General features: G+C 54.8%; 18 protein-coding genes. 10 read left to right on the top strand and 8 right to left on the bottom strand.

Annotated elements, in window-relative coordinates; translation table 11 throughout:
• Positions 1-66 precede the first annotated feature (66 nt).
• The 8 genes from NQ495_RS03795 to NQ495_RS03760 form a co-directional block, all read right to left on the bottom strand.
• The gene (locus tag NQ495_RS03795) at positions 67-624 is read right to left on the bottom strand and encodes a porin family protein (protein WP_009134284.1); all 558 of its coding nucleotides are present in this window, start codon (positions 622-624) and stop codon (positions 67-69) included.
• Between the two features lie 411 nt (positions 625-1,035).
• The gene (gene pfkA, locus NQ495_RS03790; RefSeq protein WP_009134285.1) at positions 1,036-2,016 is read right to left on the bottom strand and encodes a 6-phosphofructokinase; all 981 of its coding nucleotides are present in this window, start codon (positions 2,014-2,016) and stop codon (positions 1,036-1,038) included.
• A gap of 120 nt (positions 2,017-2,136) precedes the next feature.
• Positions 2,137-2,526, bottom strand: a complete 390-nt coding sequence (locus tag NQ495_RS03785; protein ID WP_009134286.1) for a LiaF transmembrane domain-containing protein — start codon at positions 2,524-2,526, stop codon at positions 2,137-2,139.
• A 12-nt stretch (positions 2,527-2,538) separates the two neighbouring features.
• Positions 2,539-3,759 carry a PspC domain-containing protein gene (locus NQ495_RS03780; protein ID WP_009134287.1) on the bottom strand — a complete coding sequence of 407 codons (1,221 nt, stop codon included), beginning with the start codon at positions 3,757-3,759 and terminating at the stop codon, positions 2,539-2,541.
• Positions 3,760-3,771: 12 nt separating this feature from the next.
• Positions 3,772-4,116 carry a PadR family transcriptional regulator gene (locus tag NQ495_RS03775; protein WP_009134288.1) on the bottom strand — a complete coding sequence of 115 codons (345 nt, stop codon included), beginning with the start codon at positions 4,114-4,116 and terminating at the stop codon, positions 3,772-3,774.
• 13 nt (positions 4,117-4,129) lie between these two features.
• Positions 4,130-4,666, bottom strand: coding sequence for a PspC domain-containing protein (locus tag NQ495_RS03770; protein ID WP_009134289.1), 537 nt, complete (start codon positions 4,664-4,666; stop codon positions 4,130-4,132).
• 134 nt (positions 4,667-4,800) lie between these two features.
• Complete coding sequence (locus NQ495_RS03765; protein ID WP_009134290.1) at positions 4,801-7,248, bottom strand: outer membrane beta-barrel protein; 2,448 nt, start codon at positions 7,246-7,248, stop codon at positions 4,801-4,803.
• A 156-nt stretch (positions 7,249-7,404) separates the two neighbouring features.
• The gene (locus NQ495_RS03760) at positions 7,405-9,729 is read right to left on the bottom strand and encodes an outer membrane beta-barrel protein (RefSeq protein ID WP_040294533.1); all 2,325 of its coding nucleotides are present in this window, start codon (positions 9,727-9,729) and stop codon (positions 7,405-7,407) included.
• A gap of 466 nt (positions 9,730-10,195) precedes the next feature.
• On the opposite strand from NQ495_RS03760, the gene NQ495_RS03755 reads away from it, so the two are divergent.
• The 10 genes from NQ495_RS03755 to NQ495_RS03710 all read left to right on the top strand — a co-directional run bounded on the left by NQ495_RS03755 (position 10,196) and on the right by NQ495_RS03710 (position 23,171).
• The gene (locus tag NQ495_RS03755) at positions 10,196-10,786 is read left to right on the top strand and encodes a nucleotide exchange factor GrpE (protein ID WP_009134292.1); all 591 of its coding nucleotides are present in this window, start codon (positions 10,196-10,198) and stop codon (positions 10,784-10,786) included.
• Between the two features lie 5 nt (positions 10,787-10,791).
• Positions 10,792-11,964, top strand: coding sequence for a molecular chaperone DnaJ (gene dnaJ, locus NQ495_RS03750; RefSeq protein ID WP_009134293.1), 1,173 nt, complete (start codon positions 10,792-10,794; stop codon positions 11,962-11,964).
• A gap of 155 nt (positions 11,965-12,119) precedes the next feature.
• On the top strand, positions 12,120-12,326 hold the full coding sequence (locus NQ495_RS03745) for a hypothetical protein (protein WP_009134294.1): 207 nt from the start codon (positions 12,120-12,122) through the stop codon (positions 12,324-12,326).
• 14 nt (positions 12,327-12,340) lie between these two features.
• A complete protein-coding gene (gene mutL / locus NQ495_RS03740) occupies positions 12,341-14,284 on the top strand; it encodes a DNA mismatch repair endonuclease MutL (RefSeq protein WP_009134295.1) in 1,944 nt (647 codons plus the stop codon).
• Between the two features lie 17 nt (positions 14,285-14,301).
• A complete protein-coding gene (locus tag NQ495_RS03735) occupies positions 14,302-14,994 on the top strand; it encodes a rhomboid family intramembrane serine protease (RefSeq protein WP_009134296.1) in 693 nt (230 codons plus the stop codon).
• Positions 14,995-15,047: 53 nt separating this feature from the next.
• Positions 15,048-16,148 (top strand): endonuclease/exonuclease/phosphatase family protein, encoded by a 1,101-nt coding sequence (locus NQ495_RS03730; protein ID WP_009134297.1) that lies wholly within the window; start codon positions 15,048-15,050, stop codon positions 16,146-16,148.
• A 50-nt stretch (positions 16,149-16,198) separates the two neighbouring features.
• A complete protein-coding gene (locus NQ495_RS03725; protein ID WP_009134298.1) occupies positions 16,199-16,648 on the top strand; it encodes a YhcH/YjgK/YiaL family protein in 450 nt (149 codons plus the stop codon).
• Between the two features lie 103 nt (positions 16,649-16,751).
• The gene (gene fucO, locus NQ495_RS03720; protein ID WP_009134299.1) at positions 16,752-17,906 is read left to right on the top strand and encodes a lactaldehyde reductase; all 1,155 of its coding nucleotides are present in this window, start codon (positions 16,752-16,754) and stop codon (positions 17,904-17,906) included.
• Positions 17,907-18,187: 281 nt separating this feature from the next.
• A complete protein-coding gene (locus tag NQ495_RS03715) occupies positions 18,188-19,357 on the top strand; it encodes an iron-containing alcohol dehydrogenase (RefSeq protein WP_009134300.1) in 1,170 nt (389 codons plus the stop codon).
• Positions 19,358-19,466: 109 nt separating this feature from the next.
• Positions 19,467-23,171 carry an AsmA family protein gene (locus NQ495_RS03710; protein ID WP_040294535.1) on the top strand — a complete coding sequence of 1,235 codons (3,705 nt, stop codon included), beginning with the start codon at positions 19,467-19,469 and terminating at the stop codon, positions 23,169-23,171.
• Positions 23,172-23,316 lie beyond the last annotated feature (145 nt).

Below are 23,316 nucleotides of genomic sequence, written 5' to 3'. Positions count from 1 at the left end.
ATGGGATACTTGCGATCCCCTCCCGGATAGACGACCCGGGCCTCAGGGCCCAGTCATATCCTGTGGTTAGAATTTCCAGCCGACCATCACTTCCATCGTGGCGTTGCGCAGGTCCAGCGGATCATTTGTGCGCTGAAGGTTCGTCAGCCCGATGTTGTAGCGGCCTTCGATCATCAGCCCGCAGTTGAAGTCGTAACCCAAGCCCACCAGCGCGTCTACGTTGTATTTGTTGATAACCGGCTTCAGGCTCGGACTTCCGGTTGCTTTCGAGGTCACCAGATAACCGAACTGTGCACCCAGCTGTACGTTCATGCCGCCGATCAGGTAGTATTTGGTCACGACGGGCAGGTACACATAGCTGAGTCGAGTATCGAACGCTTCGCCCGCCATTTTTTGATGGTACCCCTGCTGGCTCCATAACAGTTCGGCTTGTATGCTGAACCAGTTGTTGATGTCGCGCTCGGCAAACATACCGGCAACGACGCCAGCTTTCATTTTCGTCCCCTCGAGACCGTTCACGTTCGCGAAAGTGGCACCTACTTTAGGACCGAATCCCCAACCCTGGGCCGAGGCGGTGGCCGTTACACACAGCATTGCAAAAATTGCAAGTAAACCTTTTTTCATGGTAATAATCGATTTAATTAAAATAATCTTGTATAGGTTCTTCTTCGGTTCAGGTTGCTACCGAACCCAATCTACCGTACGTGTTTCAAAAAAGGTGCCATAAACGAACGAAGCACTGCACCCGGGCTTGCGCTTCGGGGCAGTGCTTCTTCCTACAAACACTACTACTCACCATGTTGTCCGGCTGTTTGTTCGGCCTTTCGGAAAGATTTCCGAAACGGGCTGGCCGAGGCATCCGGTCGCCTATGAATAGGTTACAAATATAGGGACAAGATTGTGAATCAGCAAGGGACCGGCTTCCGATACGGCTGTTTTCACGATGAATCGACCTTTTCTGCCGACCCGAAATACAATCCTGCCGATAAAAAAAGCGGCTCTCAAGAACCGCTTTTTAAGGAGTGAAAACCGATGTCAGATCGATAGTATTTTAATCGTATTGAGCAGATCCCGGTTGATCGGTTTTTGGTTTTTGATCGCCTTGCTGAAGGGAATGTAGACCAGTTCGTCGTTTTGGATACCGATCATTACGTTGCGCTGTCCTTCGAGCAGGGCGTTGATCGAAGCTTCGCCCATGCGGCTGGCCAGGATGCGGTCGCTCGCGGAGGGCGAACCGCCGCGCTGGATGTGGCCGAGGATCGTCACACGCACGTCGTATTGCGGGAACTCATTCTTGACACGTTCGGCCAGTCCGGTCGCTCCGCCGGTCAGTTCGCTCTCCGCCACCAGCACGATACTGCTGTTTTTCGATTTGCGGAAACCGTTGCCGATCAGTTCGCTCAGTTGGTCGACCTCGGTAGCGATTTCCGGGATGATAGCCGCTTCGGCCCCCGAGGCAATCGCACCGTTGAGGGCGAGGAAACCCGCCTCACGTCCCATCACTTCGATAAAGAAAAGCCGTTCGTGGGAAGAGGCCGTGTCGCGGATCTTATCCACGGCTTCCATAATGGTATTCAGCGCCGTATCGTATCCGATCGTCGTATCGGTACCGAACAGGTCGTTATCGATGGTTCCGGGCATTCCGACGATCGGGAAATTGTATTCCGACGCGAAAATGCGCGCTCCGCTGAGCGAACCGTCGCCGCCGATCACCACCAGTGCGTCGATGCCCTGGGCGGTCATGTTCTCATAGGCGAGTTTGCGGCCTTCGGGTGTCATGAACTCCATGCAGCGGGCCGTCTTGAGGATTGTACCCCCCTGCTGGATGATATTGCTTACGTTCTGGGTTTTGAACGGGATGATCTCATTGGTGATCAATCCTTTGTAACCCCTCATGATCCCTTTGACCTCAAAGCCGTTATAAATGGCGGTACGCGTGACCGCACGGATTGCCGCGTTCATGCCCGGCGCATCGCCGCCGGATGTCAGAATGCCGATACACTTGATCTCAGCCATAGTATTCCGTTTTGTTTTTACTGCGCAAATTTAGCAATAATAACGACACTGCATATTTGGTACCTAAATTTTAATATTTTTTAATATAGGATTGTGCATGCCGTCAAAACGGGTGTTGGGTTATTGCTGCTTATTGATACTTAATATGATAGCTGCTCCGGCGGAAATGAGGACCAACGGAAAAATGATTTTTGCAAATGAGACATGGATCCCCGTCAGGTCGAGGATGACCAGGCAGAGGCCTGCGGCCAGCATGATCCATCCCACGATCCAGCGCCGGATGGTGAGCAGGTAGGCGCCGGTGACGGCCAGTAACATTTGCCACGAAAAGATCGTATTGAACAGCCAGTAGGGAACCACATGAAAATCTCGCAGCAGCCAGAGGAAACCGGCAGCGACCAACAGGGTTCCGAAAAAGAGGTTGCGGGCCTGGTTGTCCGGCCCGGACGGACGACCGTTGGATGAAGTCGGACCACCGGCCGGATTGTAGTTGTTATTGATGATTTCCATGGTTTAAAAGTTTTAGGGTTCGGTAAAATATTCGATACGGACCGTATCGGTAACGGTCGAATCGCCGATGCGGATCGTTTCCACCCGTATCGTGTCATGCTGTGAAATGGGAATCTGCGGTTGGCTATCATTGCTGTCACCGGGCATATACTGCCCCCTGGCCACGATCACGACCGCGAAGATCGCGATGATCAGCCAGATACCGAACAGGGCCGAAAGCACTTTTTTCAGTTTGGGCAGTTGCAGTACAAGCCCCATCAGTAGGTAGCTGATTCCCAGCATCGGCAGGATTGCGGAGAGCATGACCAGCAGGAAGCCCGTACCTGAGAAATCGCAGGCATGAATATGTATGCCCATGATTTGCAATACTTCGGGTGAACCGGCCGCGCCTTTCATCATGACGATTGTCATGAAAAGTGCTGCCAGGGCGCCGATCAGCAAACCGCACGCAACTACTACTGTGATGAACTTGACGAAGAAAAGCATGATCCGTCCCAGAATATAAACCAGGTCTGCCCAGATCGAGGCGCTTCGTTCGCTTTTGCGTGAAGGCTGGATCTGGCGAAAATCGTTTTGCAAGCCTTTCTGGATCGAAGATGCGGTGATCCGTTCACCCCGCATTTCGAGCTTTTGGCGCGGGGTTCGTGCCATCGGGATGGAGAACCACAGCAGGAAATAGAGCAGGAAAAAAGCAGAGAAGAGAATCGCGAAGAAAGCGGAGGGTGCCCCGTCGTGCGTGATGATGGCCGATAGCGGGATCAGCGGAATCGGGGCGAGAAAAGCGAGCCGGATAAAAACCGGTTCGACATTGAAATAGGTGCCCAACCCGCTGCATACCCCTCCCAGTTTTGCACCTTCCGGGTTGCGGTACAGACGGCGAGGCAGCGGGGAATGCCCGGACCCGTTTTCTTCGTTCGGAAGAACGGCGTTTCTGTCGATGGACGTTCCCGTTCCGTCGGTTTCCGTATTGTCCGTCGCGGGGAAGTCGTCCGGCATCCCGAGTTGCTCGATGATGTCGCGGATGCGGTCCGCCGGCACGAGTTGGTCGGCCGATTGCTGGTTGAGGATCAGTTCGCAGACGCGGGCCTCGATATCGGCGAGGATTTCCGCTCCGTCGGGATTGTTTTTGTAACCCAGTTCGATCCGCGTGAGGTAGTTCTTGAGTTGCAGGTATCCCTCGTTATCGAGCCGGAAAGCGATTCCGGCAATGCTGACGTTGGTGGTCTCTTTCATCTCTTTGTCTGTTTAGCGGTTTACCGATCCGTTGCGGATCATTCCGATTTGCGTGACGAATTCCTGCCATGCCACGTCGAGTGCAGCGAGGTACTCCCGGCCCAGGTCGGTGATGGTGTAGTACTTGCGGGGGGGGCCCTGAGGAGACTCTTCCCAGCGGTAAGAGAGCAAACCTTGGTTTTTCTGGCGCGTCAGGATCGGGTAGAGCGTTCCCTCCACTACGATCATCTCTGCGGCTTTCAGCTCGCTGATGATGGCCGACGCGTACGAGTCGCCGCGGGAAATAATCGAGAGAATGCAATACTCGAGGATTCCCTTGCGCATCTGAGCTTTTATGTTATCTACATTAACAGCCATAACGGTCTTGTTTTTATTGGTCTTTCAAATCTGTGCCTTCGGTAATTTGCCGGGGTTCCATCGGGGCGACGATCCACAGGATGATATAGGGAAGGATCGCCAGACCGGTGAAAACGCCCAGGACGAGAGTGATGATACGGACCAGCAATGGATCGAGGTCGTAATAACGGGCAATGCCTCCGCAAACGCCTCCCAGCATCCGGTCGTAACGGCTGCGGTAAAACCGTTTTTTGACAGTCGGGGATGGGGGTTGTTGCTCCCCGACGGAGTCCGGGGTGGTTTGACGGATGGGTTCGCCGAACTCTTTGGCACTGCCCAGGATGGCAATAGCGTGGCGTACGGCATCGAGGTTGACGACCTGAATGCGTGACGAGAGGGTTTCCTGGAACAGGTCGGCGATCCGGGTCTCGATATCCTCCATCACCTCGCTGCTCTCCGATCCGTCCAGCCGGATGCCTACCTCGTCGAGGTATTGCCGGAGAGTCAGGTATGCGTCTTCATCGATGATGAAGGGGCGGCCTCCTATGTTCACTTGCAGTGTTTTTTTCATATCGTGCGGTTTTAGATGTTGGGAAATCTATCGTTTAAATAAGGTGTTCGTTTCCTTTTTTGGTTTCAGTTTTTCGGTAGGGAGTGGGCGTCTGTTTTGAGAAGTTTATGGTGTCCAAAGCGGCCGAGTGGAGGTCAATTGCCGCCGCCGGGCGCGCTGGCTCCGCCCGAAAGCCTCGACTGTTCGTCTCCGGCTCCGGATTGAACGTTCTTGACCTTGATTTTCTTACCTGCCTTGAAATTGTAGCGCAATGAGATGCCGAGCCTGCGGAAGCTGCCCTGCATGACGGATACGTTCGTGACCGACGGATCGGTTCCGGTTACCCGTACGGTTCCGGAGTTGAATATGTCGTTTACATAGATGCTCATGGTCATGCGGTCTTTGGCGAAAGTATGCTTGAGTCCGCCGTTAATCGTATAGTAATGTCCCATGCGGATATTGCCGACGGCTATCGGTGACTGGTAGTTGCCGCCCAGGTCGACGTACCATTTTTTCTCCTTATGAATGGTGAATGTGTTGTCCATATTGCCCATAATACTGTTTTGGATGGTGATGGGCTGCCCCGACAGTTTCGAACGGAAATTGATTCCCGTCGCGTTGAACGTCATCTGCCACCATTTGGTGATCTGGGCCGGTACGCTGAGGTTTACGAACCACAGGTTCATGTGCGGCATGTTCTCGAACCGGTAAACGATCGCGTCGGGATTGGTCGGGTCGGTTACCAGAATCTGCTGGATGTTGTCTTTGGTGAGCTGCGTACCGAAGCTCAGGCTGTATTTATGGGCGAAGACCCAAGTGAGGTTGACTTCGTTCGTGTAGGCGGGAGTAAGCCTGGGATTGCCTTCGATATACGAATATTCGGAAAGAGGCCTGCGGAACGGATTCAGCGCCCAAAACCACGGCCGCTGGATTTTGCGGCTGTAACCGAGGATAAGCATCTGGCTCTGCTTTTTGTTCAGCGGCATCGACAGGTTCGCGTTCGGGAACAAGCCGAAATAGTTTTGCTTGTCGGTAATCACGGTACTACTGGTCGACGGAACGGCATAGGTATACTCGCCGCGCAGGCCCAGCGACAGGGCAAAGTTGTTTTTGAAGCGGGTCGAGAACTTCGCGTAGAGCGCGCTGATGTTTTCATTGTATTTGTTCAGGTTGGTCAGCGCGCCGATTTTGTGCCATGATTCGTTTTTCAGGTATTCGTACAAAGTCGAGTTATCCATCCCGTTGTTCGTGTATTTGATGCCGGTGGTGAGTTTCGATACTTTGCTCAGGGCGATGTCGAAATCGGCTGTGGCCGAGTAGATATTGTTGAGCGTAATGATATCGCTGCGATAGGTCGAGTCGAGGTTTCGGAAACCCGAATAGAGGCTGTGGTAGTCCGAATGGTCGTCCCCGTTGCGGCGGTTGTAGTCCAGCAGCAGTTTGAATGTCGAGCCGAGCGTGTCGAGATTGAGGATGTAGTTGCCCGAAACGCTGATCCGGTAATTGAGGTTGTCGCTCAGGTAGAGGCTTTGGACGTCGGTCACCTCGTCGCCGCTTTGCATCGTCAGGTCGTTCCGGTTATTGCCTGTGGAAGGCGAATGCGTGTAATTGACCTCCAATCCGACGCTTTGGCGATCGTCGATGTCGTACACCCCGCCTACCCGGAGTGTTTTGTAGGAGCCCAGGTTGTACAGTTTCCCGCCGGAGGTTTGTGTGACTTGGTCGCCGGTATGGAATTGATTTATTCCTGAGACCGTGTTGCCGGACTTGTTGCGGTTCAGTGAAAAGTCGGTGTAAAGGCTCAGTTTGTTGTTGCGGTATTTGAGATTCACGGCGGGCTGCAGGTACCAGGTCATGTCGTTGACCAGCGAGTGTCCGTAACGCATGGTGGCCGAGCCCTCCATGCCGTCGTTGCGCTGTTTTTTGAGCGTGATCTTGATGATGCCCGAGGTCATGTCGGCGTCGTATTCCGCTCCGGCATAAGGGATGACCTCGATTTTCAGGATATCCTCCGCTTTCAGGTTTTGCAAATAGGCAAGCAGGTCTTCGCCCGTTTCCCGCAGCAGACGGTCGTTTACCATCACGCGGGTGCCTTTGCGTCCGTTGACCGAGATCTCCCCCTTTTCACTGATCCATACACCCGGCGCCAGCGACATGATCTCTTTGCCGTCGCGTCCGATAGCCAGCGGAGTGTTGGCCAGATTGACTATGAAACGGTCTGCTTCACGGGTGATGATGTTCCCGGTCACCACAACTTCATCGAGCGTGACGGCGGACGGGTGCATCGTCAGATCGCCCAGGTCGGTATCGGAGTTCAGTTCGATCTGTCGTTCGAGATTTTCGTATCCCATGAAAGATATTTTCAGCCGGTAGTCTCCCCGGGGAAGTCTGACTTCGAAAGCCCCCTTGTCGTCTCCGACCGTGCCGTACGTTTTTGTGGAATCCTGTACCGAACTTACCGATACGGTGGCATAGTCGACTACCGCCCCTTTGTCATTGACGGTGCGGCCTTTCAATGTCAGGTCGGATGCATTCTGGGCCTGTGCCCGTGGCGCCGGAATCGCCAGTGCGGTGGCCAGCAGGATGGTGAACAGTGATCTCATGGCGGTAGGTGTTCGTAGGTTAATGGTTTAAGAGATAAAAATAGTTTTTTTATTCTATTAGACTCCCGGATTTCTGATTTTAGGCATCGTGCGTATGTTTTTTATAGTCGAGTTTAAGAATAGGAGTGCCGGTTTGCGGTAATCTTTGTTGGAAAGTTAAAATCCTCCTCCACCTCCGCCGCCGTTATCTTGTTCGCTGCCGTCGACGGTTTTGACCCTGATTTTTTTGCCGGCCTGGAAGCTGTAGCGCAGCGAAAGGCCGAGCGAGCGGTAGTTGCCCCATTGATTGAAACGTGTGTAGGTGTTGTCTTGTTGGAAGGTGATCGTCGACCCGCGCATGTCGAAGATATTGTATACATAAAAAGTCGCTGTCAGCTTTTTGTCAAAGAAGTTGCCTTTCAGGCCTGCATTGACCATGTGGAAGGCCCCCACCCGGACGTTTCCTTCCAGTGACGGGCTCATGTAGAATGCCTCGATCATGAAATTGTAGTTTTTCTTGAAGGTGAAGGTGTTGCTCATGTTTCCGCGGAAAGTAAAGATAATCTCCTTTTGAGGTACGTCCCGTTGCATCAGCGTGTTCTCGTTGCGGCTGCCGTTCAGGTTCGCGTTGAGCATCCACCATTTGGTAATCTGGGCCGGGATACTGAGGCTCGCGTTGTAATTCATCCGTTTGGGCATATTGCTTTGCCGGGCGATTTGGATGTTCGAGTCGGAAGGATCGGTGTCGACGATTATACTGAACGCATCTTTTACCTCCTGTGCGCCGAGCGTCAGCGTATATTTGCGAAAGAGCACCCAGGTGAGCGTGTAATCGTTTGTATAGGACGGTTTTAATTTTGGGTTGCCTTCCATGAACATATAGTCGGATAGTTGTTGGCGGAATGGGCTCAGTTGCCAAAATGACGGTCGTCCGATTTTGCGTCCGTAACCGAGGATAATCATCTGGCTCTGTTTTTTGTTCAGCGGAATCGACAGGTTCGCGTTCGGGAAGAGGTCGAAATACTTTTGTCGCTCGGAAACGTATTGGCTGTTGGTGGCCGGTACGGCGTACGTGTATTCGCCCCGCAGGCCCACGAGCAATGAAGTGTTGTTGCGGAATTTGGTCGAGAAACTGGCATACAGCGCCCCGATGTTCTCGGTGTACTTGTTGATGCTGCTGCGTTCGGGCAGCGGGATCCAAATATCGTTTTTGAAGTAGTCGTAAGGATTGACGTTATCCATCGTGTTGCGTTGGTATTTTAATCCGGTAGCGAGTTTGGAGCTTTTGCTGAGCGCGATGTCGAAATCGCTGCGTATCGCGAACATGTCGTACCGCGCGGTGGGCATGTAACGCGAAGTACTGTCGTAGTTCATCATGCCGCTGTAGTTCGTGTGGTAATATACCGAATCTTCCTTATTGCGGTAGGTGTAGTTTGCGACGGTCTTGAAAGTCGAGCCGAGCGTGTCGAGTTTGAGCGAGTAGTTCGCCGTGAAGCTCATCAGCGAGTAGTCCGTTGTGCTACGGGAAAGCGATTGTGACGTGAGGGAGTTTCCGCTTTCAATTGCGAGTGCGGTACCGTCGGTGTTGTTGTGATAAGGATTTTCGGTCATATTGAACTCTGCACCGACGCTTTGCTTGTCGTTGATGTCGTAAACGCTGCCCAGTTGAAAAGTGGTGTGGGATTGGCGATGTGCCATACCGGTGTTTGCATCCATGATCCGGTCCCGGTCCAGGAATCGGTCGCTTTCCATGTTGCCGCCGGTCCAGTTGTTACGGCGGTAACCCACTTTAGAGTAAAGGCTCAGCGCGTTGTATTTGTAGTTGAGGTTCAGGCTGGGCTGATAGTTCCAGGCTTTCTGGTCTACGATGGAGGTGTAATAACGCATGCTGACGGCTCCTTCGAGACCTTCTTCGCGTTGTTTCTTGAGTGTGATTTTGATCACGCCGCCCGTGGCGTTCGCATCGTACTCGGCTCCTGCGTAAGGGATGACTTCGATTTTCAGGATATCTTCGGCCTTGAGGTTTTCCAGGTAGGCGACCAACTCTTCGCCCGTCTCTTTGAGTACCCGGTCGTTCACGATTACCTGTGTCCCGCCGCGTCCGTTCACGGACAGGTCGCCTTTATCGGTAATCCAGACGCCCGGCGAGAGCGCGAGCATCTCCTTGCCGGTTTTGCCCGCCGAAAGGGGAGTCGCCGCGACATTGACCACGAAACGGTCGGCTTCGCGGGTAACCATGTTCGCAGTGACGACCACTTCGTCCAGCATCACCGACGAGGGTTTCATCGTCAGTTCGCCCAAATCGGTGTCTGCCGCGAGGTTTACTTCGCGTTCGAAGCTGTCGTATCCCATGAAGGATATTTTCAGCCGGTAGCTGCCTTTGGGCATTTCCACGGTAAAGCCGCCCTTTTCGTCGGTAATGGAGCCGTAAACTTTCGTCGAATCGGCTTTCGCCGTCAGCATGACGGTGGCATAATCTACCGGGGCTTTCTCTTCGGTCACGGCGTGTCCTTTCAGTGTGACGGGACGGTCGTTCTGCGTTCGCGCGGATAAGCCCAGGCTCGTGAATGCGCAGAGGATAAAAGCGGCGAATAGTTTTTCATGTCGTATTATTTTTTGTAGTGTTTGTTTGGTAATGCAAATATATGAAATAATTTTAATACTATGCAATACATAGTAGCATGAAAATAATAATATTTTTTATCGATTAGTATTCTTGTTTTTTATGTGTGTTGAAATATTTTCTTGAAAATCAAATCTAAAAGTGTTTTTATCGTCGAATTTTGTGGATGATTGTTTGACAATCGGGGGACTAGTATTTTTTTGCCCCGTGGGACAATTTTCTGAAAAGGACAGGGAGATATGGCCGGTTTTGTTCCGTTTTGCGTTACCTTTGCATTCGGTTTTTGCTTTTGCTGTTGGTATATTATTTGCGAGACCCATTATATAAAGTATAATATCCTGAATCATGATAAAAGAAGACGTAGACACTAAAGTTCTTGACGACGAGCCTATTGGCGGGGCCGTGGGGGATCAGATGAATTTCGATGAGCCCTCATCCGACGATCCTACACCTGACAGTGTGACAGATACCCCGGAGGCAGCCGGTGACAATTCGGCACAAATGGCAGAGGCCGCGAAGGAGTGGCAGGATAAATACCTGCGCCTGAGCGCTGAATTCGACAATTACCGGAAACGTACCCTCAAGGAGAAGATGGAGTTGGTGGCTACCGGTTGCGAGGACGTAATCAAGGCGATGCTGACTGTAATGGATGATATCGACCGGGCATTGGCGGCGATGGAGACGGCCAAGGATGTCGCTTCGGTGCGCCAGGGGGTATTGCTGATTCACCAGAAGCTGATGGATACGCTCCGTTCGCGCGGTGTCGAGGAGATCGAGGCGCTGGGCCGGGAGCTCGATACCGACCTGCATGAAGCCGTGGCGAAAGTGCCTGTGGAAGAAAAGGCCAAGAAAGGCAAGATCATCGACGTAGTGCAGAAGGGCTACAAGCTCAAGGATAAGGTTACCCGGTTTGCGAAAGTAGTGGTTGGAGAATAACGGTTATGGCGAAAAGAGACTACTATGAGGTGCTTGGTGTCGACCGCGGGGCGAGTGCCGACGAGATCAAGAAGGCATACCGCAAGGCGGCACTTAAATTCCATCCCGATAAAAATCCCGGCGATAAGGATGCCGAAGAAAAGTTCAAAGAGGCTGCCGAAGCATACGATGTGCTGAGCAACCCCGACAAGAAAGCACGTTACGACCAGTTTGGCCATGAAGGCATGGGTGCCGGGGCCGGCGGTTTCGGCGGCGGCGGCTTCGGCGGCGGTGGCTTCACGATGGAAGATATTTTCAGCCAGTTCGGCGATATCTTCGGCGGCCATTTCGGTGGCGGCGGCGGTTTCGGTGGTTTCAGCGGAGGGGGTGGAGGCGGCCACAGGGTCAGCCGCGGTTCGGACTTGCGCATCAAGGTTAAACTGACGCTCAAGGAGATCGTTAACGGTGCAACCAAAAAACTGAAAATCAACAAGCAAATTACTTGCGACCAGTGCGGCGGAACCGGGGCGAAAGACAAGGATTCCTATTCGACCTGCCAGACCTGTAATGGGTCGGGCTATGTTTCACAAGTGGTCAATACTTTCTTCGGCCGGACGCAGACGACCCAGCCCTGTCCCACCTGCCACGGCGAGGGCAAGATCATTACGAATCCCTGTCCGAAATGCCACGGTGAAGGTACCGTGCGCGGCGAGGAGGTGATCGAACTCAAAATCCCGGCGGGGGTCGGCGAGGGCATGCAGCTTTCTGTCAGCGGCAAAGGCAATGCGGCGCGACATGGCGGCGTTCCGGGCGACTTGCTCGTATTGATCGAGGAGGAGCCGGACAAAGAGCTCGTGCGTGACGGTAATGACCTGATCTATAATCTTAATCTGACGATTCCCCAAGCTGTGCTGGGCGTTTCGACCGAGATTCCCACCGTCGATGCCCGGGCCAAGATCAAGATCGAGCCGGGTACGCAAGCCGGCAAGGTGCTGCGCTTGCGCGGCAAAGGGGTGCCCGACGTGAACGGTTACGGTCGGGGTGACCTGTTGGTTGTGGTCAACATTCCGATCCCGGCCAAGGTGAATGCGGAGGAGAAACGCCTGCTCGAGCAGTTATCGCAGGGGGACAATTTCAAGGAGGCGGCTCCGACTGCCGGCGGCAACCTGTTCGACCGGATGAAGAGTTTTTTCCGGTAGGGGATGATTGCCCGAGGCGGTTCTTTCACGAGAATCGGCCGCTTGACGAAACAAAAAAGGTTTGCGGACTGTTTTTCGGTAGAACGTAAAATAGTTCGCAAACTGTTTTTATCTTTGCGTTTTAAAGTGAATAATACCCCGGGGAGATACCCGCTATGCTAACAGAACCGCAGAACGGAAAGAGGCCCGAAACGGCCGGTGTGGAAGAGGATTCCGGACAGCAGTGGAGATTGCACCTTCGCCGCGGGATCGTTGCGTCGCGCCGCCAAGGGCGCCGGAACCGGCGCGGTATGGCGCTGCGGATGCTTCTGTTGCTGGCGGCCGTGCTGTGGGTGTTGTTTCTGGTATTGGTGAACCGATAGGAAGAGAATCGCCGATGGATATCGAAAAGATCAGAGTATTGCCGGATGGCGTGGCGAATCAGATTGCCGCGGGAGAAGTCGTAGGACGGCCTGCTTCGGTCGTGAAGGAGTTGCTGGAAAATGCCGTCGATGCTGGAAGTACTTCGGTGACGGTCAATTTCAAGGAGGGGGGCCGTGCACTGATCCAGGTTGTCGATAACGGTTGCGGCATGAACGAACCGGATGCCCGCATGGCGTTCGAACGCCATGCGACCTCGAAAATCGCTTCGGTCGAGGATCTCTCACGCCTGCATTCGTTCGGTTTTCGCGGCGAGGCGCTTCCGTCGATCGCTTCGGTGGCCGAGGTGGAGTTGCGTACGCGTACCGCTTCGGCGGAAGTGGGCACGCGGGTGACCATCAACGGCGGCGCATTCGTCGCTCAGGAACCCGTACAAACTCCCGTCGGGACGCAATTCCTGGTTAAAAATCTTTTCTTCAATGTTCCGGCCCGGCGTCGTTTTCTCAAGGAACCGACCGTCGAGGCGCGTCACCTGACGTCCGAATTCCAGCGGGTGGCGTTGTGCCATCCCGAAATCGAATTTACGCTTTACAACAACGATACGTTGGTTTACAGCCTGCCCCCAGGGAACTTGCGGCAGCGGATCGCCGGCATTTGCGGCAAAGGACTGGCCAATAACCTGCTCGATGTGGCCGTAGAGACCTCGATCGTGAAGATCGAAGGATACGTGGGCCATCCGTCGGTGGCTAAAAAGACGAACAGGGAACAATACCTGTTCGTAAACGGCCGTTACTTCCGCTCGCCTTATTTTCATAAAGCGGTGCTTCAGGCCTATGAGAAACTGATTGCCCCGGAGACGCAGCCGCCCTATTTCCTCTACCTGACCGTCGCACCGGAGCGGATCGATGTGAACGTGCATCCGCAGAAGACGGAAGTAAAGTTCGAGGACGAACAGGCGATCTGGCAGATATTCAATGCAGCGGTGCGCGAATCGCTCGGTAAACTGGGCGTGGTGCCGCTGATGGATTTCGAGATCGACAGTTCGATTGATATCCCCGTATACCGGGAAGGAACCGTTTATCGGGAGCCGGAAATCGGCGTCAATCCCGATTTTAACCCGTTCCGGACCGATACGGTTAAGGAAAAAGTGCATAAAATGCCGGCCGGAGGAGGTGTATCGCCCCGTACTGCCCCGCTCGACGGGTGGCAGAACCTTTATGAGATTGATTCCCGTGCGGGGGATGCAGGTTTGGCCGATCGGTTCGATGAGATGGACAGTGCGTTGCAGGCATTTCTGGAAGGGGAGCCCGAACCGGTGCAGCAGAGTCTCGAACTGGGCGGGACGGCCGGGTTTTGCGGGCAGTTGAAGTTGAGCGACCGCCTGTATGCAACGACTCTGGGCGATGCATTGGCCGTCGTGGATGTCGGGCGGGCTCGGGAGCGGGTGTTGTTCGAACGGTATTTGCGCCTGCTGGGCAATAATGCCACAGTGAGCCAGCAATTGCTTTTTCCGGAACGGATCGAACTGTCGCCTGCCGACGGAAGGTTGATGGCGGAGATCCGCGAGGAGCTTTCCTCGCTCGGTTTTGAATTTTCGGCAAACGGGCCTGCGGGTGTTACGGCTGAAAATGGTCCGGCGGATAACAAAGGGGCAGGGGAGGGCGTTACATATGAGATAACGGGCATCCCGCCCGAATTGCCGGCAGGTATGGTGCAGGACGCTTTGCATGAAGCGCTTGCCCGTGTGCGCGAATTGGGCGGTGTGCCGGAAAGTGAGAAGGTACGCGATCTGGCGGCCATATTGGCGCGGCGCGGCGCTTCCGGCGCGGCGAAAATTGACGAAGCGGCGGTGGCGCCGCTGCTCGACGAATTGGCTTCCTGCAATGAACCTGCTTTCACGCCTTCGGGCCGGGCGGTACTGATCCGTATTACGCGGGAAGAGCTGGCCAAACGATTTTAAACGTTAAAACGAATTTTATGAGATTTAACAACGGGGCCTTCACGACCCCTCCGGTGGTCAAGAACCTGATTATCATAAACGCGCTGTTCTTTCTGGCTGAGGTGATCCTGCCCAACGGGCTCGGGGACCTGCTAATCGACAAACTGGGCCTCTATCCGTGGCAAAGCCCGAATTTCCGGCTCTACCAGCTCATTACGCACATGTTCCTGCACGGCGGCATCGCGCACCTGTTCATGAATATGTTCGCGTTGTGGATGTTCGGGCGCACGCTCGAATACGACATGGGCAGCAAGCGTTTCCTGATCTATTATATGATTACCGGTATCGGTGCGGGTTTGTTGCAGATGGGCGTGAGCTGGATCGAGATCAGCCGGCTGCAAGCTGCGGCACATGAGATGGGTGCGATGACCCCCTATATGCAGAGTATGATCGCAGCCCGGGCCAACGTGGTGACCATCGGTGCATCGGGTGCCGTATTCGGCGTGCTGCTCGCTTTCGGCATGATGTATCCCAATGCGATGATTATGCTGCTGATCCCGCCCATTCCGATCAAAGCCAAGTATTTCGTAATCGGATACGGTCTGCTCGAGTTGTCGCTCGGTGTTACGGGAGCGCAAAGCGGAGTGGCGCATTTCGCGCATGTGGGCGGTATGATCTTCGGCTTTTTCCTGCTTTACTACTGGAAGAAGAAGGGCAAGATTTATTATTGATTGTCGATTGATCGTTCATGGCTGCAAGGGAGCATAAACAACGCTACGGATGGATGTCAGGGCTGGCAACGGCTTTCGACCTGCTGCTCTATGTACTGACGTTTGCAGTGGCCGTGGCTTTGATACTGGCTTATTGTGCCCCTTATGTCAATCCGAATACAGTCTATTGGTTCGCATTTTTCGGCTTGGCCGCCCCTTTCATTTACATCGCCAATGCACTGTTGATGCTCTATTGGACGGTACGGTGGCGCTCGATCGCATGGCTTTCGCTGGCGGTATTCGTGCTGGGACTCGGTAATGTGGGCAAATATTTCCGGCCGCAGTGGGGCAAAACCTACGAGCAGCCGCGTGAAGAGGGGACGATCCGTATCCTGAGCTACAATGTGGGCGGTTTCTGGGGCAACACGGTCGGCAAGCCCGAGAGCAAGATGCGTGCGATCGCCGAATATATCCGGGCCGAGGATCCCGACGTCGTTTGCATGCAGGAGTATGAGGTCAACTACATCAACCGGCGGGCCGTGCTGGACAGCCTGCTCGAACCGCTGAAGTACAAGGCGGTCTATTTTGCCCAGACGATCCGGGACAACGGGGGATGGGGGATAGCCGTTTACAGTAAGTATCCGATCGTGGGTAAGGATCACATGGTTTTTCCCGAATCGCAGAATTCCGCGATGTGGGTGGATATTGCAGTGCGTAAGGATACGATCCGCGTATTCAACAACCATTTGCAAACGACCCAAATCGACGAGAACGACCGGAAGTTCCTGCGCACGGAGCCGCTGTCCGATACGCTGCGCAACGACAAGGCGAAAGGGATCGCCCGCAAGCTCAAACGCAATTTTATGAAACGGGCGGAGCAGGCGGATTCGGTGGCGTTGCGCATCCACGACGGAACCCCGCGGGTGATCGTGTGCGGCGATTTTAACGATACGCCGATGTCTTACACCTACCGCCGTATGCGGGGGGATTTCGTCGATGCGTTCAAGCGCAAGGGACAGGGTATGGTCTTTACCTACCGGCGGCTGATGGGCGTGCTGCGGATCGACTACCTGTTCCATTCGGACGATTTCGAAACGGTGAGCTACCGCAGCGAACAGCCCGAATGGAGCGACCACAACCCGGTGATCGTGGACGTGCGGCTCAAAAGGGATTGATCGTTCAGTATAACGTAATAACGTACAGGATCTATAAACAGTCAAAGACAATGGTACTCGACACCTTAACCAACCTGCCTTCCTACAATGCGCTGAACAGCCATTTTGCGAAGGTATGCGCCTATTTGAAGGAGGCGCATCTTTCCGGTCTGCCCGAAGGCCGGTATCCGATCGACGGTGACAACGCTTACCTGATGATCAGTGAACGGGATCTCAAAAAACCGGCGGATGCGGCGCTGGAGGTACACGACCGCTATATCGATATACAGATCGTGCTTTCGGGCCGTGAGGGTTTCGGTTGGAAGGACCGTTCGCGTTGCGCGGCTCCGCGCGGGGCGATGAACACCGAAAAGGACGTTATGTTTTACGATGACGAGCCTTCGACCTATTTTACCCTCGGCGAGGGCGAAATCGGGATCTTTTTCCCGCAGGATGCGCATGCGCCGTTGGTGGGCGACGGCCGCGTGAAAAAGGCGGTGGTCAAGGTGAAAGTGGAGTAACCGGCCGGAACCGGGAGGGAAAACCGGGGTCGTTCGCAGAATCGGTCGGAATCGGGTTATTGGCTCGGCTTAAGTTTTTAAAGACATATAAACACATAAAATCATGGTAAACAGAATTATTCTTAACGAAACATCCTATTTCGGCCCGGGATCGCGTAAAGTGATCGCCGAGGAGGTGGCCAAGCGCGGCTACAAAAAGGCTCTGGTGATTACCGATAAGGATCTGGTAAAATTCGGCGTTGCCGCACAGGTGACCGATGTGCTGAAGGCTGCCGGCATTCCTTACGAGGTGTTCGATAACGTGAAACAGAACCCGACCGTGAGAAATGTGAAGGCCGGTATCGACGCGTTCAAGGCTGTCGGAGCGGACTTTATCGTTGCGATCGGCGGCGGTTCGTCTATCGATACGTCGAAAGCGGTGGGTATTATCGTCAACAATCCGGAGTTTTCGGATGTGGTTTCGCTTGAGGGCGTGGCTCCGACCAAGAAAAAATCGGTTCCCGTGATTGCCCTGCCAACCACGGCCGGTACGGCTGCCGAGGTAACGATCAATTACGTGATTACCGACGAGGAGAATGTGAAGAAGATGGTTTGCGTCGATCCGAACGACATCCCGACGCTGGCCGTAATCGATCCCGAGCTGATGCTCAGCATGCCCCGCGGGCTGACCGCCGCTACCGGTATGGACGCACTGACGCATGCCATCGAAGGACTGATTACCCTCGGGGCCTGGGAGATGAGCGATATGTTCGAACTCAAGGCGATCGAAATGATTGCGAAGTGGCTGCCCAAGGCCGTTGAGACCCCGTCGGATATCGAGGCGCGCGATGCGATGGCTACGGCGCAGTATATCGCCGGCATGGCCTTCTCGAACGTGGGTCTCGGCCTCGTGCACGGCATGGCCCACCCGCTGGGTGCGTTTTACGATATTCCGCACGGCGTGGCCAATGCGCTGTTGCTGCCCTATGTGATGGAATTCAACATGCCTGCCGCAAAGGCCAAGTACCGCAAGATCGCCGGGGCGATGGGTGTCGATACTTCGAAGATGAGTGAAGATCAGGCTGCGCAGGCTGCTGTGGATGCCGTGAAAGCTCTCTCGGTCCGCATCAACATTCCGCAGAAACTCAGTGAACTGGGAGTGAAAGAGAGCGATTTGGGCAAATTGGCTCAGTCGGCCTTTAACGATGTCTGCACCCCGGGCAATCCGCGCAAGGTGACTCTCGGGGAGATTGAAGCGCTGTATAAAAAAGCGTTATAAGGAGGCAGTCGTTTGGGTGACAGGCAGTCGCCCATACCCCGTCCCGGATTGTTGCGGTTGATCCGCGGCATTGCCGGAGGGGAGGTTCTGAAGATAATGGAGGTGTACTCTGGCAAAGTGCACCTCTGTTTTATTTTCCGCAGGATACGGACAGGTGTCACCCGTATGGGGTCGGATGTCCGGCATGGAATCTGGAGTCGGAACTGCCGGCCGGTATTTGCACGGCTTTTGCCGGCATGATGACACGAAAGGACACGAGTGTAAACAGATAATCAAAAAAGATGGAAAAATTCGATTTTTACATTCCGACACGGGTGCTTTTCGGCCCCGGCAAACTGGATGAATTGGCTGCGGCGAAACTGCCTGGCCAGAAAGCTTTGATCGTCACGACAGCGGGGAAGTCCGTCAAAAAATACGGCTACCTGGACCGGGTGGTGGAGCTGTTGAAAAAAAATCACGGTACGCAGAGCGTCGTGTTTGACAAGGTGCTGCCCAATCCGCTGTTGAGCCATGTGCGCGAGGCGGCTGCGCTGTGCCGCGCCGAGGGGTGCGACTTCGTGGTCGGCTTGGGCGGCGGCAGCCCGATCGATTCGGCTAAAGCCATCGCATTGGCTGCGGCCAACGAAGGTGATTACTGGGATTATGTCGAAGGAGGCAAAAAACCGGCGGGGGCGCTGCCTGTCATCGCGATTACGACGACGGCGGGTACCGGAACCGAAGCTGACCCGTGGACGGTCATTACCCATGACGAAACCCGCCATAAAGTGGGTTTCGGCTGCGACGAACTCTTTCCTGTGCTGTCGGTCGTCGATCCCGAGCTGATGCTGTCGGTACCGCCGCAACTGACGGCATTCCAGGGATTCGATGCCTTCTTCCATGCTTCGGAAGGATATCTCGCCAGCGTGGCCACACCGGTGAGCGACGCCCTTGCGCTCCAGAGCATGCGTCTGCTCTCCATTTACCTGCCGCGTGCCGTTGCCGACGGTTCCGACCTGGAGGCGCGTACGAACGTGGCATTGGCCAATACGCTTTCGGGAATGGTCGAGTCGACCTCGTGCTGTATCTCCGAGCATTCGCTCGAACACGCGATGAGCGGCCTCTATCCTGACCTGCCGCACGGAGCCGGGTTGATTATGATCTCGTTGGCTTACTATCGCCATTTCGCACCGCTGGCTCCGGCCCGTTTTATCGAAATGGCGCGCAATATCGGCGCCGACCTGAGCTGTATGCGCGAAGAGGACAAACCTTATGTGTTCGTCGAATCGCTCAGGGAGTTGCAGCATGCGTGCGGGGTGGATAACCTCAAGATGTCGGATTACGGCATTCGCCGCGAAGATTTTCCGCGTCTGGTCCAATTGGCGCGCAATGCGATGGGAGGCCTGTTCGGGCTCGATCCCGCACCGCTCACCGATGCCGATATTATCCGGATTTTCGAGGAGTCTTATAAATAACTTTTAAATAAATTTAACGGGAGATGACCTCCTGTAGTCGGATGCCGCTTCCCGGATGGAAGCGGCATTTTTATTGCGAAAATAGATATCTTTGCCTAACTTAGAGCGCATGGAATCTATGGATACTTCATCGATGCCTGAAATGACCGTTTCGGGTCCCGCCAGCGGCGGGAACAGGCCGGAGAGCCTGAGTGGGGGGGCTTATCCGGATCAGGAAAAAGGAAAATCCCGAAAGCCCTGGTGGAGGCGCCTGATCAAGGTGCTGCTGATTGTCGCCGTCTCGCTGGCCGGACTGTTCGTCCTGCTGGGTGGGGTGGTCTGGCTGGTTTTGACGCCGCCGCGCCTGACGCCTTTGGTGAACCGTGTCGCGACCAAATACCTCAATGCAGAGGTGCATTTCGATACTGTCCGGCTGTCGCTGTTCGAGAATTTTCCGCACGTCAGCCTGGAGTTGAAAAACGGCGAGGTGATCTCCGGCGTTTTTGCCGGGATTCCCGACTCGTTGCGCGGATACGTGCCGCAGCGGGCCGACAGCCTGTTGCGGTTCAAAGAGTTTGCGGTGACGCTGAACTTGCCGCGCCTGCTCGCCGCGCAGATCGCCGTCCGCCAGTTGAAGCTGGTCGATCCCGATATTTACGCTTTTGTGTCTCCGGCGGGCAATGCCAACTGGAATATTTATACGTCTGCCGATACGACCGCCGATACGACGGCGACCGATCTTTCTACGATTTTCGGTATCCGGGTGCGCGAATTGCTGCTCGAAGGCGGGCGCATACGGTACGAAAGCCGTCCCGACCGGGTGGAGGCGGCGCTCGATTCACTGCATTTGCGGCTACGGGGGCACCGCAGCCAACGTTATGAAATCGATTTCGGAGGCAAAGCTTCGATGCAGCAGGAGGCCGTTCGTTACGCCCGCTCCCTGCCGCTGTCGCTTTCCGGGGGCTTTGCATTCGATACGAAAAATTCGGGCGGAATTGCGCTTGATCAGCTGGCTTTCAAGGTGGACGATATCCCGGCAGTGTTCGACGGCAACGTGACGGTGGCGGCCGACAGTATCGTGTCGGATATGACCTGCCGGGTCAATCCGTTGCGATTCAAACAGGCGTTCGGCCTGATTCCGGTCGAGTTGATGCCTGCCGTACAGCGTGTCGAAACCGACCTGACGGCTGACCTGGAGACGAAGATAACGGGAACGTACCGTTTCAACGGCAGTGTACTGCCGAGTGTCCGGCTCGATTGCAAAGTGGACGGCGGTTACCTCGGTTATCGGGGGAGTCGGGCGCGGATCGATAATCTGTTGCTCGATGCGTCGCTGTTTTACCATCCGTCCCGTTCCGATTCCACAGGTGTGATCCTGCGCAAGCTCTCGGTCGATGGAATCGGAATGAAATTCCGGGCGGACGGTACGGCGTGGGATGTGCTGCGGGACGCCCGGGTCAAGGGCAACATGCACGGCTCGATCAATCTCGGTACGCTTACCGAACTGTTTCCTTCCAAGCAGAAAGGGATTGTAGCGCATGGTATCGTCGGCATCGACGCCGATCTGGCGTGCCGTCTCAGTGAACTCACGCCGCGCAGGATCGGGCAGACCCGTGTCCATGCGGTGGTTACGCTCAATGATATGCTGGTCGATATGCCGCAGGATACGCTTCGGCTCGTTGCAAACGGAACCCGGATCAGTCTTGGGGCGAATCCGAACCTTCCGGAACAGGATACACTGATCGCAGCCGGTACGCAGGTGGTCTATCTTGAGGTACAGGCCGACACGATACACGTCAACCTGAAAGACCAGATGGCCGTCGCTGTCTCCGGGGCTGAACTTAAAATGCGCAACGCAGCTTCGGTATTCAGCGGCGATACGACCGTTGTGCATCCGTTTACGGGTTCGGTACGCACGCGTTATGTGGAGGTTAATGGCCTTGATTCGACCTGGGTGAAGGCTGGCAATGCATCCATTGCGTTCAGCATCCTGCCTTCGGCGTCCGATCCCCAGGTGCCGATGATCCGCACGCGGATCGAATCCAGAGGCCTTGCTGCCCGCAGTCTGGAGAATATCTACGTACTGCGCGGCGCAGATGTGAATCTCGAGGCAATATTGTTCAATACGCGTCGCCGGATGGCGCAGCAGCGCGACCGTATGCTCGATTCGTTGCAGCGGGTTTATCCTGCGGTACCGCGCGATTCGCTGATGGCCCACAATCGTGCGCTGCGCAGGCAGGCGCGTGGTGCATCCCGCCGTGTCCAGGACGATTTTGCAGGCGAAGATATCGATATGCGGGTTGACCGGTCGATCGGTGAACTGCTGCGCCGCTGGAATGCGAAGGGAAGCATTACCGCTGCCGGAGGCAGGGTGATTACCCCGTATTTCCCGTTGACCAATACACTGGGGAATGTGGATGTCAGCTTTACGACCGACCGGATCGATTTGCGCGGAACCACCATCCACAGCGGGGTGTCGGAACTGAACCTGACCGGCAAGGTGTCCAATTTGCGCCGGGCATTGCTGGGACGCGGCAAGCTTGTCGTGGATATGAACATCGAGTCCGATACGCTGGATGTCAACGAACTGGTCAAGGCGGCCAATGCCGGGGCGGCTTACGCCTCTTCGAGCGAAGGGTACAAAGATTCCCTGCGGCAAGCCACTTCCCAGGAACATCTGCAGCAGATGATCGAGCAGAAAACCGAGGCCGATACCGCATCGCAGAGTCCGCTGATCGTCATCCCCGCCAACGTCGAGATGGATGTCGACTTGGATGTCCGTTACGGAGTGTATGCGGACCTGATTCTTAACAGGCTTTCGGGCTGTCTGGTCGTGCGCGACCGTTGCTTGCAGCTGAACGACCTGACGGCAGTGACGGATGCGGGCGAACTGACGCTTACGGCCCTCTATGCGACCCGGAGCCGTACCGATATCACCACCGGCTTTGACCTTGAGATGAAAAAAATACAGGTCGACCGGCTGATTAAACTGTTACCTTCGGTCGATACGATGTTGCCGATGCTGCGTTCGTTCGAAGGAGTGGTCGATTGCCAGCTGGCTGCCGCCGCTGCGCTCGACTCGTCGATGAACTTCCTGATGCCGACGGTCAATGCGGCGTGCCGCATTCACGGTGAGAACATGGTGCTGCTGGACGGCGAGACGTTTACCGAGATCTCGAAGATGCTCCATTTCAAGAACAAGAAACGGAATATGATCGACAAGATTTCGGTCGAGATGCTCGTGCGTGACAACCAGATTGAAATTTTCCCGTTCGTGATCGAGATGGATCGTTACCGCGCGGCCGTCAGCGGCGTGCAGAAGCTCGATATGAGTTTCGACTACCATATTTCGGTGCTCAAATCACCGATCCCGTTCCGGCTCGGGATCGATATTTACGGCAATCCGGATAAATTTAAATTCCGCATCTGCCGGGCACGTTACAAGAGCGTCGACGTGCCGACCTATGTCGAACTGATCGATTCCACCCGATTGAATCTGCGGCGGCGCATAACCGATATCTTCCATCGGGGCGTCGAGGCGGCTACCCTCAGCGAACTGAGTGTCGCGTCGGCGGTACATGTGCCTTCGGAGGCGACCCTCAAGAGCGAGGAACTGACCGCTGCCGATACGCTTTTGTTGCGCCAGCAGGGGATATTGCCCGATACAACGGTTCAGAAAGCCGACTCACTTTTAATGCCTGCTGCCGGAGAACCGCTGGATGGCGGGTCACGGGAAACGGTCGTGCCGGACCGGAAAGGCAAGTCATCCCGGCGAAAGCAACGGAAACAGTCATCGGAGGCGGTACTCCCCGAGGAGCGAACGGCGACGCGGTAGGGCATTTGTCGTAGCCGAGGACACCCCGGAAACAATATTTTACCTGTGGAATGATAAATGCAGAGATAATTATTAATTTTGCCCGGAATTTTCGGATATTTCCGGAGAAAATCGATACATTACGGTTGCTGTCGAATTTTTAGAA

The sequence above is a fragment of the Alistipes indistinctus YIT 12060 genome (genome assembly GCF_025144995.1).
Taxonomy (GTDB): Bacteria; Bacteroidota; Bacteroidia; order Bacteroidales; family Rikenellaceae; genus Alistipes_A; species Alistipes_A indistinctus.
The sequence above is the reverse complement of the archived record's forward strand: the minus strand, read 5'-3'. Positions and strand labels throughout refer to the sequence as shown.

What these genes read in the sequence shown, in the direction of transcription:
- NQ495_RS03795 (WP_009134284.1), bottom strand. Translation starts at nt 624, where the DNA reads ATGAAAAAAGGTTTACTTGCAATTTTTGCAATGCTGTGTGTAACGGCC.
- pfkA (WP_009134285.1), bottom strand. Translation starts at nt 2,016, where the DNA reads ATGGCTGAGATCAAGTGTATCGGCATTCTGACATCCGGCGGCGATGCG.
- NQ495_RS03785 (WP_009134286.1), bottom strand. Translation starts at nt 2,526, where the DNA reads ATGGAAATCATCAATAACAACTACAATCCGGCCGGTGGTCCGACTTCA.
- NQ495_RS03780 (WP_009134287.1), bottom strand. Translation starts at nt 3,759, where the DNA reads ATGAAAGAGACCACCAACGTCAGCATTGCCGGAATCGCTTTCCGGCTC.
- NQ495_RS03775 (WP_009134288.1), bottom strand. Translation starts at nt 4,116, where the DNA reads ATGGCTGTTAATGTAGATAACATAAAAGCTCAGATGCGCAAGGGAATC.
- NQ495_RS03770 (WP_009134289.1), bottom strand. Translation starts at nt 4,666, where the DNA reads ATGAAAAAAACACTGCAAGTGAACATAGGAGGCCGCCCCTTCATCATC.
- NQ495_RS03765 (WP_009134290.1), bottom strand. Translation starts at nt 7,248, where the DNA reads ATGAGATCACTGTTCACCATCCTGCTGGCCACCGCACTGGCGATTCCG.
- NQ495_RS03755 (WP_009134292.1), top strand. Translation starts at nt 10,196, where the DNA reads ATGATAAAAGAAGACGTAGACACTAAAGTTCTTGACGACGAGCCTATT.
- dnaJ (WP_009134293.1), top strand. Translation starts at nt 10,792, where the DNA reads ATGGCGAAAAGAGACTACTATGAGGTGCTTGGTGTCGACCGCGGGGCG.
- NQ495_RS03745 (WP_009134294.1), top strand. Translation starts at nt 12,120, where the DNA reads ATGCTAACAGAACCGCAGAACGGAAAGAGGCCCGAAACGGCCGGTGTG.
- mutL (WP_009134295.1), top strand. Translation starts at nt 12,341, where the DNA reads ATGGATATCGAAAAGATCAGAGTATTGCCGGATGGCGTGGCGAATCAG.
- NQ495_RS03735 (WP_009134296.1), top strand. Translation starts at nt 14,302, where the DNA reads ATGAGATTTAACAACGGGGCCTTCACGACCCCTCCGGTGGTCAAGAAC.
- NQ495_RS03730 (WP_009134297.1), top strand. Translation starts at nt 15,048, where the DNA reads ATGTCAGGGCTGGCAACGGCTTTCGACCTGCTGCTCTATGTACTGACG.
- NQ495_RS03725 (WP_009134298.1), top strand. Translation starts at nt 16,199, where the DNA reads ATGGTACTCGACACCTTAACCAACCTGCCTTCCTACAATGCGCTGAAC.
- fucO (WP_009134299.1), top strand. Translation starts at nt 16,752, where the DNA reads ATGGTAAACAGAATTATTCTTAACGAAACATCCTATTTCGGCCCGGGA.
- NQ495_RS03715 (WP_009134300.1), top strand. Translation starts at nt 18,188, where the DNA reads ATGGAAAAATTCGATTTTTACATTCCGACACGGGTGCTTTTCGGCCCC.
- NQ495_RS03710 (WP_040294535.1), top strand. Translation starts at nt 19,467, where the DNA reads ATGGAATCTATGGATACTTCATCGATGCCTGAAATGACCGTTTCGGGT.